Genomic DNA, 12,573 nt, shown 5'->3' with positions numbered 1-12,573 from the left:
GTCACGACCAGCACGAGAGAATACCTTCGCGTGCTGCTGGACACGCACTGAGGAGTCCGGGTTTGAAAGCTGCCTCTGCGAACAACAAGCCGCCGATTATCGTCATCGGCATGCACCGCGCCGGCACAAGCATGCTGACACGCCTACTGGGCGCGGCCGGGGTTTTCCTTGGGCGCAGCCTGACCCGGAATGCGGAGTGCCGCTTCATGAACTCGCTCAATTACTGGGTATTCGAGCAGTCCAGCGCATCCTGGGAAAAGCCATGCGGCGTAGACAGCCTGCTGGAGCACGCGGGCATCCGCCCCCTGGTGACGGATTACCTCACGGGTGTAACGGATGGCCCCGCCAGTATCCGCTACCTCGGTCTCCAGCGCTGGCTGAGGTATCGGTCCATGCACAACGTCACCGAGCAATGGGGCTGGAAGGATCCGCGCAACACCTACACGCTGCCGCTGTGGCTGCATGTGTTCCCCTCGGCGCGGGTGATCCACATCACCCGACACGGAGTCGACGTGGCGGAGAGCCTCAGACTGCGTCACCAACTCGCCTTTAGGGCCGCAGCCGCGCGGTATTCCCAGCGCCGCTGGCTCTACGTGAACAACCCTCTGGCGCCTAAGCGCAGCGGCTTCGCCCATGCCCCCAGTGTCAGCGCCCTCGATTACGGACTGCGGCTGTGGCGCGACTATACGCACCGGGCACGGGTACACGTACAGGCCCTGGGTCATCAGGCTTTGGAACTCCGATACGAGGACTTTCTGGAAACGCCGGAAACCCACGTCAAAGCCGTGCTGGGTTTTTGCGATATCGCGCTGGAGGACGAGCGCGTTGGGTCGATCGTCGCGGACGTGAGGCCCAGCCGCCGTTATGCCTATCAGCACAGCGATGAGCTTGCCGCATTCGCCGCGCGTCGGTCCGACATTCTGCAAGGCCTTGGCTACCAAGCCTGAACGTGCACCCGGCGAGCCGGCGTATGACGCCGGAGGCAGCTTCCTTACCCACATTACCCACATTTGGCCAAGTGGACACGACAATGAAAGTAATTTATCTCATCGGCATGGGTCGCAGCGGCTCAACATTGCTGGATATCCTCCTGGATGCACACAGCAAGGTCCACAGCCTAGGCGGTGTGCGGCGTCTCGCTCACTATGCGCGCAAGCATCCCTGCGCGTGCGGTGCACCCAGCTTCTGGGAGTGCGGGTTCTGGTCTCAGACCAATGCCACGCTCAAGGCACGCAACGGCCGGGACCTAGTCACCGCCGACGTCCACGCCCGAGACGCTGTCGCCTTCCAGAACGAGAACAAGGCCGTGTTCGAGTCGGCGGCTGAGGTGGCGGGGGTCGAGTTCGTCACCGACAACTCGAAATCCGTCAGCCGGCTGCGCCGACTCATGGCGGCCCCGGAAATCGAGGTGATCCCCATCCATGTGGTGCGCGACGCCCGCGGCCGCGCGCAGTCGATCCGCAAGCGCAAGGGCCAGCGATACTTGCCCACGTTTTCCTACAGCCACCGCTCGTTGCAACTGTATTTTATGCTGCGCGGCGTGACGCATATCGTGGTGAACTACGAGAAGCTCGCAGCGGACCCGGAGGGCCAGCTGCGCAAGCTTATGGCGCGCATCGGTCTGGATTTCGAGCCACACCAGCTCAACTGGGCCGAGCAGTACCATCACAACATCGGCGCGGCGGATGTGCTCCACAAGACCGAAGGCAGTACCATTCGCCCCGATGACGGCTGGAAGACGGCACTGCCCGGTTACATGCAGCGCATCATCAATGTGATCGCCTACCCGGGGCGCGTGGCCAACGAGGCCAAGGAACGCCGCTGGGGGCTCTGAGCAACACCGCCGGCGGAGGGGTCATGCTGATCTCCTACAGCAGGAATTTCCTGTTCGTCCACATTGCCAAGACCGGCGGCACCAGCGTGCGCGCGGCGCTGCGCAAGTACCGCTGGGGCGGCTGGTATTCCATTGCGCTTGCTTTGGCCAGCATGACGAGCCAGATGACGCAACCACGCCACAAGCTCGGGATCAAATTCCCCCGACATGCGAAGGCTATTGCCGCGCTGGAGATGCTGCCCACTGAGGTCTATCAGGGGCTGTTCAAGTTCACGATCGTCCGCAACCCCTGGGACCTGCAGGTCAGCTCGTTTCATCATATCCAGCGGGAGAAGCCAGCCGTGCTGGATGGGGTGAAAACGTTCGAGGATTTCCTCAAGCTCAAGTTCGACCCGGAGCGCGAGTACAGCTTCATGCTCGACATCTCGGCCGAACTCCAGCACGAATACCTGATCGACCTACGGGGAAATGTGATTGTCGATTTCATCGGGCGCTACGAGAACCTGCAGGCGGACTTCAACACGATCTGCGAACGCATCGGGGTTGCGGCCCCGCAATTACCCCGCCTGCGTCAGGCCGCCAACCGCCGTGACTACCGGAGCTATTACACAGACGATCTGGCGGAACTGGTGCAATCCCATTACCGCCGGGATCTGGAACTTTTCGGGTATACCTTTGACGGAGCGGACAGCGAGCAATCGTTGTCCGGTTAGCGGCAAGCCCACAGTGTGTCCCCCCAATGGGGACACACTGTGACCAAGGGCGCGCACGCGTTAGAATCAGGGCACTCGTCGGTCGCCCCGGGCCTTTGTCTCCCGGGTGAAACACGCTTGAACTCAGGAGCTGGTCCATGGCGAGCGTGCAAGGCGAGCCACGCGTGATCATCCATATCGGTCTCCACAAGACCGGTACGCGCTTTCTCCAGCGCATGGTCTTCGCCCAACTCGATCACCGCCGCGTGAACTACAACCCAGGTCCGCTGTGGCAGGCAATCCGGGACGCGGTTCGCAATCCCGGCGATCACGAGCTGGCCGAGCGTGCACGGGCAGAAGTGGCCCGATGGCGCACATCCGGCGACAGCCGGGATTTGTTGCTCTCCGAGCCCCATATCTCCGGGGACATGTACGGCAGCCACCATGACTATCCGCAGAATCTGCAGCTCATGCGCGAACTCTTCCCTGAGGCGACAATCATCTATTTCGTGCGCCGCCAGTCAGATTGGCTGCAGTCGGCATACCGCCAGCAGCTGGTCAAGGACCAAGGCGCACCCATCGAGGTATTTCTGAACTGGTATGACGGCGCGTTTCATCCCCGCGTCGCCCGCTGGGCCCACGGCGTGCGTAACGTGGAAGCGATGACGCTCCAGTTTCTCTCGATCTACCGAAGCTATGCCGCCGCGTACGGCCCCGGGAACATCTACCTGTTCCAGCAGGAGGATCTACGGCGACGGCCCGAGGATGTGAAGCGGCGTCTGGCCGAGGCCCTGGGCATTGATCAGCTTCCGGCACCGCCGCGGGAGCGCAGTCAAAACCGCAGTTATTCGGCACTGGCTATCTACTTGTTCTACCCGGGCGTGCACCGGCGCTTGCCGCGTCCGGGACCAGACGACGCCGGGAGACCGTCACGACCTCGACGACAGCTCACGGGCCTGCTGCGCCGTCTACGACGAACACTCATTCAGCATGGCTTTGACAAGATTGTCTATAGAGACTGGGATTTGCTCGCGCGGCATGGCATGCGCGAGCAGATTGAACGCCATTACGCCGGGGAGAACGCAGAGCTCAATCGGATTGCCCACGTGATTCTCGACTCCGGGCCCGAGGCCTTAAATGGCCTGGAGCACGATCGCCGCAATGCCCCCGGGCCTACTCGCGCCGACTCGACCGCACCAGCTCCTGGTCATTCGGATCGAAATCCGGAATGAAGAACTCGGCCCCGCAGTAAGGGCACTTGGCTTCGCCGGTCTTGTGGATGGGCAGGTAGACTTTGGGGTGGGCACTCCACAGATACATGCCCGGCATGGGACAAGACAGGGGGAGATCGGACTTACCGACCTCATAGCGGTTCTTGGCATTGGGCTGAATGAGATCCGTGCGATCGTGTGTCTGCGGGTCAGCCACTGTTCATCCTCCCCCGCCCGGCGGCTCCTCACGGGCGAATGCGTTTATCGATGCGAGCCGCGCTTCGCGCGGCGCGCCCCGGCGCTGCTGTTCAAACGTAGGTCAGCCACTGGTCGTAGGCAGAGCGCCGGCCTTCGACCTGGTCGAAGTACATGGACTGCAAGCGTTCAGTGATCGGGCCGCGCTTGCCCTCGCCGATCGGACGGCCGTCCAGTTCGCGAATCGGGGTGACTTCCGCGGCCGTACCAGTGAAAAAGGCTTCATCGGCGACATAGACTTCGTCGCGCGTGATCCGCTTCTCGCGAATCGGGAGTTCGATGTCCCGGGCCAGTTGCAGCACGGTATCGCGGGTAATGCCCTCGAGCGCGGAGGCGAGCTCCGGGGTATACAGCACGCCGTTGCGTACCATAAAAAAGTTCTCGCCCGAGCCCTCGCAGACAAAGCCGTCGGTATCGAGCAGCAGGGCCTCGTCGTATCCGGCCTCGCTGGCCTCCTTGAGCGCCATCATGGAGTTGATGTAGTTACCGTTGGCCTTGGCCCGGCACATGGTGGCGTTGACGTGATGGCGGCAGAACGAGGCGGTCTTGACGCGAATCCCCCGCTCGATATTCTCGGCACCCAGGTAAGCACCCCACTCCCAGGCAGCGATGGAGGTGTGGGTGCGCAGTCTCTCTGCGTGCAGTCCCATCCCTTCTGAGCCGTAGAAACACATGGGCCGCACATACGCAGTCTCCAGGCGATTGTCGCGAAGGCACTGGAGGATCGCCTGGTTGATCGCTTCCGGCGTGTAGGGGATGGTCATGCCCAGGATTTTCGCGGAATCGAACAAACGCCGCGTATGATCATGCAGGCGAAATACAGCGGTGCCGCGCTCGGTCTTGTATGCGCGGATGCCTTCGAATACGCCCATACCGTAATGCAGGGTGTGGGTGAGCACGTGCACGCGGGCGTCGCGCCAAGGCACCATGTCGCCGTTCATCCAGATGACGCCGTCGCGATCATCCATGCTCATCGCATGCTCTCCTCGCACTTGCGCCCGCGCCCTCGGCGGGTTGGTTGTGCCGATTCATTCTAGTGGTTTCCGGGACAGCCGAGCTGCTGCTCAGTCATCCATCAGCCGATGCCACATTGCGGCAACCTGGGTGCTCAGCTCGCGGAACGTCTCCGCGGGCACGATGGCAGGCTCCTCCTGCAGCGTTAAACGATGCACCCGCGTGCGGTAAGTCCTGTAGGCATCGACGAGCAATACGACCTCATCCTGACTCATCCAACCCACCTCGCCCAGCTCACCCAGCAGGCGGATATTGTCGGTATAGCGCAGTAGACGGGACGCACGCGCCGCTGCCGATAAGACGCCATATTGGACCATAAATTCGATATCCGCGATACCGCCTCGGTCCTGCTTGATGTGGAACTGAGACGGGTCTCCGGTCCTTTTTTGCTGACGCATCCGCTCGCGCATGTCCCGCACATCGGCGCGCAGGCTCTCGGTATCCCGAGGCCGAGCAAGGATCTCCTGGCGCACGCCGGCGAACCGCTCGCCGAGCACCTCGCAACCAGCGACGTAGCGGGCCCGCACCAGGGCCTGGTGCTCCCAGGTCCAGGCCTGCTCGCGCTGATACTCGGCATAGGCATCGAGGCTCGTCGCCAACAGACCGGCCCTGCCGCTGGGCCTCAGGCGGGTATCGGCCTCGTAGAGCACCCCCCCTGCCATGGTCGCCCCAAGGATGTGGATAATGCGCTGGGCGAGGCGCATGAAAAACACGTTGTTATCCACCTGACGGTCCCCTTCCGTGACCTGCTGCTCGCCGCGGCTGTCGTGGAGGAAGACCAGGTCCAGATCGGAGCCATAGCCAAGCTCCAAACCACCAAGCTTGCCGTAGGCAATGATGGCGAAGCGCGGGTGGACGAGCTCGCCCTCCACTTGGCAGGTGGGCCGGCCATGCCGGGCCTCCAGGTGGCTCCAGGCAAGATCCAGCACCTCGGCCAGGACCACCTCGGCAATGTCTACCAAGTAGTCGCTCACCACCATCAGCGGGGTGACACCGGCCACATCCGAGGCGGCTACGCGCAGGGTGTTGACCTGCTTGAACTGGCGCAGCACCTCCATGCGCTGCTCCAGGTCGTCCCCGGGGTGCGCATCCAGGCGCTCGCGTAGTTCCCGGGCCAGGGCCTGGCGTTTGAGGGGCGCGTACAGCGTGCGCGGATCCAGGAGTTCATCGAGGAGCAAGGGGTAGCGGGACAGGTGGCGGGCGATCCACGGGCTCGCCGCGCAGAGCTTGACCAGCTGGGAGAGCGCCATGGGGTGCTCGACCAGGAGCGAGAGGTAGGCCGTGCGCCGCACGATGGCCTCGAGCAGGTCCAGTACCCGGGCCAATGTCGCGTCGGGGCGATCGGTTGCGGAGATGGCCCCAAGCAGCAGCGGCATCAGCCGATCCAGGCGCTCGCGCCCGGTCTTCGTCAGCGCCCGGCAGTGGGCGCCCGAGCGAAAGGCCCCCAGGCGCGCAAGACTGTCGGCGGGCGCCTGGAAGCCGTTCGCCTCCAGCACGGCCTCGGCGTCGGCACCGGTGACGGCATCCGACCAGATATCGCCGAGCGCCGGCTCGTCGTGGGACAACGCCTCGCACTCGGCCTGGGGTGCCGCAAACACCTGCTCGAAGTGGTCGTGCACGTGCCGACGAATCTCGGCGAGCCGCTCGGCAAACACCTCCCACTGATCGAACCCCATGCTATAGGCGAGGCGCTGGCGGTGGAATGGCTCCTCGGGCAGCTCGTGGGTTTGCTTGTCCTCCATGGCCTGCAGGCGGTTTTCGGTGCGGCGAAGGAATTCGTAGCCCTCAAGAAGCTGGCGTACGGCAAAGCCCGGGAGCGCGTTGTGCTGACCGAGGTACTCCAGGACCCGGATGATGCTGCGCTGCTGCAACCCGCGCTCGCGACCGCCGCGAATAAGCTGGAACACCTGGCCCACGAACTCCACCTCGCGGATGCCGCCGGCACCCAGCTTGATGTTGTGCTCCAGCCCCCGGCGCTCCACTTCCCGGGCGATCATGGCTTTCATCTCGCGCAGCGACTCCAGGGCCCCATAGTCGAGATAACGCCGGTAGACGAACGGACGCAGCGCCTGCATAAGCCGATCGCCAGCGGCCTGATCGCCCGCCACGACCCGCGCCTTGACCATCGCGTAGCGCTCCCACTCGCGCCCCTGGGACTCGTAGTAGGTCTCCAGCTGATCGGTGTGCATCGCGAGCGGGCCCGGGTCACCGTAGGGGCGCAGCCGCATATCCACACGAAAGACGAAGCCCTCCACCATTCTGGCGTTGAGGCTATTGATCAGCTTCTGTCCCAAACGGGTGAAGTATTCCTCGTTGTCGAGCGGCCTTTTGTCACCGTCCGTCTGCCCGGGCTCGGAGAATCCGAAGATCAGATCGATGTCGGAGGAGTAGTTGAGCTCCCGCCCGCCGAGCTTACCCATGCCGATGACGTAGAACCCGACCCGCTCACCGCGGGCGTTGCGCGGCGTGCCAAAGCGTGCCTGTAGCCACTGCTGATGACGCGCCAGGGCCGCATCGATGCAGGCATCAGCGAGTGCAGAGAGCTCCCGCAGGCTCTCCTCGAGCCCGGCCCAGCCGGCCAGATCCCGCCAGGCGAGGCGCGCCATCTCGCGGCGCCGAAACCGGCGCAACGCCTGGTTCAGGCTGGCCTCGTCGGCAACCTCCGCCAGAGCCTCAACGGCCCGCAAGGCCACCTCGCCGTTTTCGTACGGACGCTCAAGATCACCGCTGGACGTCAGACCGTTCAGCAAATCCGGGTCGCGCAAGCACGAGCGCGCAACAAACGAGCTGGCCGCCCAGACCATCGGCAACGACTGCAGGGCCAGTTCGTCGTCCGGCAGTTCGCCCACGTCCTGGTAATCCGCGAGCCACTCCTCGACCTGGGAGCGCAGGCGGCCGGGGAGTCGGGACATGGCACGATCGATCAGCTCGCTGGCATTGCTCAAGGAGCCTCCCTTTGATGGTCAACCGTGCTACCGAAGCGCGGCTACACGTCGATAGCGGTTGCCCTATCGCGCGGGGTGCGCGGGACGCCACCGTCCACGGCCGCGTGCAGGAATCAAACGGCCGAAATACAGCAATCCGAACAGGATCCAGGCCACAGTGATAACGGACGTCAGAGTGAGCACCACCACCGGGCCGAACTGGTAGATCAGTGGCAGGGAGGCCGCGGTGAACAGGCCGCCCCCGACGATCGGCTCAAACAGCAGCTGTTTGTAGCCAAAGCTCTCCAACGCCCCGGATTCGTTGCGGGGGTCGGCCATGCGCATGAGCAGCACGCCAGTGACAGTCACGCCCATGGACTGCCCGAAGTCGCCGACGCCACGCTCGAACCAGTTGTACGGGATCACCCGCGGCGCCAGGACCACCAGCACCAGCAGGGACCAGGCGATCCCGGTGACGGCCAGCAGCAGGAATGGCACCAGGTGCTCGCCCAGCGCCGTGATGGATAGCGTCGCCAGGGCCGCGACGATCGTGAAATCCAGGGCCATGCCGGAGATCCGGCTCATCGTCCGAGCGGAGATGTGATCGGTGTAACCGAAGCGCATGACCAGCAGCTGGATCAACACGCCACCAAGCATGGCCATGGGGAAAAGCGGGACGTGCGCAAGGATTTCCACGCCCCCATCGCGGGCCCATGTCGCGGCCTCCAGTGCCTGCAGCAGGGTCAGCATCACCCAGCCGATGCCCACCGCCAGCGACACCAGGCCCAGGTGTACGCTCAGTGGATCCGTGCTGCTGCGCTCATGCCGGCGATCCTTCTCGATGTCGGCCTGCTCTTCCGCACTCGGCGCTTCGACGCCCGTGCTGCTTTGCTGCTCGGGGGAGACGATGGAGCGCCGCGCGGCGACATTGATCAGGATCGTGCCGGCGATCACGCCACCAAGCAACCCGACCGTGGCGAGCCCCAGCGCCAGATCGGCGCCCTCGGGAAAGCCCAGATCCTCGAAGGTGCCGGCCATGCCGGCCGCGGTGCCATGCCCGCCCTCGAAACCGATCTCGATGAGCGCGCCAGCCATGGGGCTCATCCCGAAGATCGGTGTCAGCACCAGCAGCGCGAGGAGGATGCCAACCACGTACTGCCCCCAGGCCATCGTCTGCCCGACGACCACCTGCGGCCCGGCGCGCAGCCAGATTTCACGAATCCCCGGAATGGGCTTGCCCATGAATAGCGCCGCAAAGACCACGCTGATCAACAGCCCGGGCAAAGCGCGCCACGTATCGTAGACATACCCAGGGAACAGGCCGGCGCCGTCATCAAACACATCGGCGAAGAAGACCCCGTACACCTCGGGCCCGGCGAATAACGCAACGGCACCGGCGAGGAGGGAACTGGGCAAAAACAGGCGCTGCGCCCAGAGCATGCGCGATCTGAGGATGGAGCAGGCAAGCAACAACAGCCCAATCCCCATCAGCCCAACCATCACCTGTGCCACCGTCAGCATCGCGGCCCCCCCCCCGATTGCCATCCTGCCATGACAACAGTATGGCCCGGATCGCCGCTACGTCATCCCCGGCGCGGCAGATTGGTCGCCCGAGATAAGAAAAGCCCCGCCGGAGCGGGGCTTTTCAGGGGTGGACGCTGGACGCCGGCCGGCTTACATCATGCCGCCCATGCCGCCCATGCCGCCCATTCCGCCCATGCCGCCCATGTCGTCACCGCCGGACTTTGAATCCTCCGGGTGCTCCGCGACCATGCACTCGGTGGTGATCATCAGGGAGGCGACGGATGCGGCGTTTTGCAGCGCCGTGCGGGTAACCTTGGTCGGGTCGAGGATACCGAACTCGATCATGTCGCCGTACTCATCGGTCTGGGCGTCGTAACCGAAATTGCCCGAACCCTCGAGGATCTTGTTCAGCACCACTGCGCCGTCAATGCCGGCATTGCCGACGATCTGGCGCAGCGGCTCCTCGATGGCACGACGGACAATGCCAATGCCGGTGTTCTGATCATGGTTCTCCCCCTTGAGCTCTTCCAGGGCCGCGAGGGTGCGCACCAGGGCGACGCCACCACCAGGCACGATGCCCTCCTCGACGGCTGCACGCGTAGCGTGCAGGGCGTCTTCGACCCGCGCCTTTTTCTCCTTCATCTCGATCTCGGAGGCAGCACCGACCTTGATCACGGCCACGCCACCGGCGAGCTTAGCGACGCGCTCCTGCAGCTTCTCCTTGTCGTAGTCAGAGGAGGATTCCTCGATCTGCGCCCGGATTTGCTCCACGCGCGACTTGATATCCTCGTTGCGGCCAGAGCCGTCAACAATCGTGGTGTCTTCCTTGGTGACGTTGATCTTCTTGGCGGAGCCGAGATCCTCCAGGGTCGCCTTCTCAAGACTCAGGCCGACTTCTTCGGAGATCACGGTGCCGCCGGTCAACACGGCGATGTCCTGCAGCATGGCCTTGCGACGGTCACCAAAGCCCGGCGCTTTCACCGCGGCGACCTTGACGATGCCGCGCATGCTGTTGACCACCAGGGTGGCGAGGGCCTCGCCTTCGATGTCTTCGGCGACCAAAAGCAGCGGACGGCTGGACTTGGCGACGCTCTCCAGCACCGGCAGCAACTCGCGAATGTTGGATATCTTCTTGTCACAAAGCAGGATGTAGGCATCCTCAAGCTCGGCGCTCATGCTCTGCTGGTTGTTGATAAAGTACGGGGAGAGATAGCCGCGGTCGAACTGCATACCTTCCACGACGTCCAGCTCATTCTCCAGGCCGGAGCCTTCTTCCACGGTGATGACACCCTCCTTGCCCACCTTCTCCATGGCATCGGCGATGATGTCGCCGATGTTGTTGTCGGAGTTGGCGGAGATGGTGCCCACCTGGGCAATGGCCTTGCGGTCCTCACAGGGCTTGGACAGGCCGCGCAGCTCCGCGGTCGCGGTGGCGACGGCCTTGTCGACGCCGCGCTTGAGGTCCATGGGGTTCATGCCGGCGGCGACGGCCTTCATGCCCTCGCGCAGGATCGCCTGCGCCAGGACCGTCGCGGTGGTGGTGCCATCGCCGGCGACGTCGGAGGTCTGGGAGGCCACTTCCTTGACCATCTGACAACCCATGTTCTCGAACTTGTCCTTGAGCTCCAACTCCTTGGCCACGGAGACCCCGTCCTTTGTCACCGTCGGGGAGCCGAAGCTCTTCTCGATGACCACATTGCGCCCGCGGGGTCCCAGAGTCACCTTCACGGCGTTTGCCAGCAGGTTCACGCCGGCCATCATCCGATGCCGGGCATCGTCACCGAAACGTACGTCTTTGACTGCCATCTTCTTTAATCCTCTTGCGATTCGATCTGCGTTAAAGCGGGTATTGGTTAGGCGTCAGCCCTCGATCACGGCCATGACGTCGTCTTCGCGCATGACCAGCACGTCTTCGCCTTCGACCTTGACCTCGGTGCCGGCATACTTGCCGAAGAGCACCTTGTCGCCGACTTTCACGTCGAGCGGGCGGACTTCGCCGCTATCCAGGGCCTTGCCCTTGCCAACGGCCAGGACTTCACCCTTGATGGGCTTCTCGGCTGCGGTATCGGGAATGACGATACCACCGGGCGTGGTGCGCTCTTCTTCCATACGCTTGATGATCACGCGATCATGTAAGGGACGGATATTCATCGGACCTCTCTCCTGAATCGTTGACGGGCGTGCTGCCCGGTTGCCTTACCCAAGTGTTATTAGCACTCCATGCCTGTGAGTGCTAATGATAAATCCGGATTGCACTGAGTCAAGAGCCACAGGCGTGTAGGCGACACTACGGCGACGCAGCTGATATGGGGGCACTGCTGGTACAATTCAAAGGCCCTGACGCCGCACGACGGAGAGGACATCATGGACAGCGAGCATCTTATGGCATTCTGTACCTGCCCCAACCCGGAGGTGGCCGGCGAGATCGCCGAGACGCTGGTTGGTGACGGCCATGTGGCATGCGCCAACATCGTGCCGGGGCTCACCTCGGTCTATGCTTGGAAAGGAACAGTTCACCGGGATCCGGAGACACTGCTGATCATGAAAACGACTCGGGTGGCTTGGCGACGCCTGGAAGAGACCATTCTGCGACTGCACCCGGATGAACTCCCCGAGATCATCGCGGTCCCGATTACTCGGGGGCTTAATGATTATCTCGCCTGGGTCACTTACCAGACGGACGGCGGCTACCAGGCCCCACGCTAGCACAACACCTTATTGACGGAGGTCCGGTCTGAAACCGATGAAACGCGTCGCTCTCATCGCTTTGCTGGTCCTGCTTGTCGCCGCCCCCGCCATGGGGCAAGAGCGCGGGGGCCTGGCCGGACTTTTCGGCGGTAACGACGCCGGGCTGCTACCCCCGGAAGAAGCCTTCCCCTTTTCGGCGGAACTGGTCGCGGACGACGTTATCGTCGCTCGCTGGCAGACCGTTGAGGATTACTACCTTTACAAAGACCGATTCGATTTTGAGGTGGCCGACGAGGACAATGGCATTGCTGGCTTCGAGCTGCCCGAAGGCGACGTCATCGACGATCCAAACTTCGGCCCCATGGAGGTCTACCACGAGCCGGTAGAAGTCTACATCCGGCTCGAGCGGCCGGCGGCCGAGTCCTTAACGC

Annotated in this window: 12 protein-coding genes; 6 read left to right on the top strand and 6 right to left on the bottom strand. The window is 63.4% G+C overall.

Translation table 11 applies throughout. From position 1 onward, the window contains the following. Nucleotides 1–62 precede the first annotated feature (62 nt). The 4 genes from QZT63_RS12860 to QZT63_RS12845 all read left to right on the top strand — a co-directional run bounded on the left by QZT63_RS12860 (nt 63) and on the right by QZT63_RS12845 (nt 3,758). Complete coding sequence (locus QZT63_RS12860; RefSeq protein WP_290651774.1) at nt 63–947, top strand: sulfotransferase; 885 nt, start codon at nt 63–65, stop codon at nt 945–947. A gap of 83 nt (nt 948–1,030) precedes the next feature. Next, the gene (locus QZT63_RS12855; RefSeq protein ID WP_290651772.1) at nt 1,031–1,834 is read left to right on the top strand and encodes a sulfotransferase; all 804 of its coding nucleotides are present in this window, start codon (nt 1,031–1,033) and stop codon (nt 1,832–1,834) included. Nucleotides 1,835–1,857: 23 nt separating this feature from the next. Beyond that, nucleotides 1,858–2,547, top strand: a complete 690-nt coding sequence (locus QZT63_RS12850; RefSeq protein ID WP_290651770.1) for a sulfotransferase family 2 domain-containing protein — start codon at nt 1,858–1,860, stop codon at nt 2,545–2,547. A gap of 137 nt (nt 2,548–2,684) precedes the next feature. Continuing rightward, nucleotides 2,685–3,758, top strand: coding sequence for a sulfotransferase (locus QZT63_RS12845; protein WP_290651768.1), 1,074 nt, complete (start codon nt 2,685–2,687; stop codon nt 3,756–3,758). Here the strand turns inward: QZT63_RS12845 and QZT63_RS12840 are convergent. The 6 genes from QZT63_RS12840 to groES all read right to left on the bottom strand — a co-directional run bounded on the left by QZT63_RS12840 (nt 3,700) and on the right by groES (nt 11,605). Continuing rightward, nucleotides 3,700–3,954, bottom strand: a complete 255-nt coding sequence (locus QZT63_RS12840; protein ID WP_290651766.1) for a zinc-finger domain-containing protein — start codon at nt 3,952–3,954, stop codon at nt 3,700–3,702. The genes QZT63_RS12845 and QZT63_RS12840 overlap by 59 nt on opposite strands. Before the next feature lie 91 nt (nt 3,955–4,045). Next, nucleotides 4,046–4,966, bottom strand: a complete 921-nt coding sequence (locus tag QZT63_RS12835; protein ID WP_290651764.1) for a branched-chain amino acid transaminase — start codon at nt 4,964–4,966, stop codon at nt 4,046–4,048. 90 nt (nt 4,967–5,056) lie between these two features. Beyond that, on the bottom strand, nt 5,057–7,951 hold the full coding sequence (glnE, locus tag QZT63_RS12830) for a bifunctional [glutamate--ammonia ligase]-adenylyl-L-tyrosine phosphorylase/[glutamate--ammonia-ligase] adenylyltransferase (protein WP_290651762.1): 2,895 nt from the start codon (nt 7,949–7,951) through the stop codon (nt 5,057–5,059). A gap of 63 nt (nt 7,952–8,014) precedes the next feature. Next, on the bottom strand, nt 8,015–9,451 hold the full coding sequence (locus QZT63_RS12825) for a sodium:glutamate symporter (protein WP_290651761.1): 1,437 nt from the start codon (nt 9,449–9,451) through the stop codon (nt 8,015–8,017). A gap of 153 nt (nt 9,452–9,604) precedes the next feature. Beyond that, complete coding sequence (gene groL / locus QZT63_RS12820) at nt 9,605–11,260, bottom strand: chaperonin GroEL (RefSeq protein ID WP_290651759.1); 1,656 nt, start codon at nt 11,258–11,260, stop codon at nt 9,605–9,607. A gap of 54 nt (nt 11,261–11,314) precedes the next feature. Continuing rightward, a complete protein-coding gene (gene groES / locus QZT63_RS12815) occupies nt 11,315–11,605 on the bottom strand; it encodes a co-chaperone GroES (protein ID WP_290651757.1) in 291 nt (96 codons plus the stop codon). A 213-nt stretch (nt 11,606–11,818) separates the two neighbouring features. On the opposite strand from groES, the gene cutA reads away from it, so the two are divergent. Both cutA and QZT63_RS12805 read left to right on the top strand, forming a co-directional pair. Continuing rightward, nucleotides 11,819–12,160 carry a divalent-cation tolerance protein CutA gene (gene cutA, locus QZT63_RS12810; RefSeq protein ID WP_290651756.1) on the top strand — a complete coding sequence of 114 codons (342 nt, stop codon included), beginning with the start codon at nt 11,819–11,821 and terminating at the stop codon, nt 12,158–12,160. A 37-nt stretch (nt 12,161–12,197) separates the two neighbouring features. Further along, nucleotides 12,198–12,573, top strand: a 376-nt coding sequence (locus QZT63_RS12805; RefSeq protein ID WP_290651755.1) for a protein-disulfide reductase DsbD N-terminal domain-containing protein, incomplete at its 3' end; no start/stop codon positions are given.

The organism is Aquisalimonas sp., assembly GCF_007120195.1.
GTDB lineage: Bacteria > Pseudomonadota > Gammaproteobacteria > Nitrococcales > Aquisalimonadaceae > Aquisalimonas.
The sequence above is the reverse complement of the archived record's forward strand: the minus strand, read 5'-3'. Positions and strand labels throughout refer to the sequence as shown.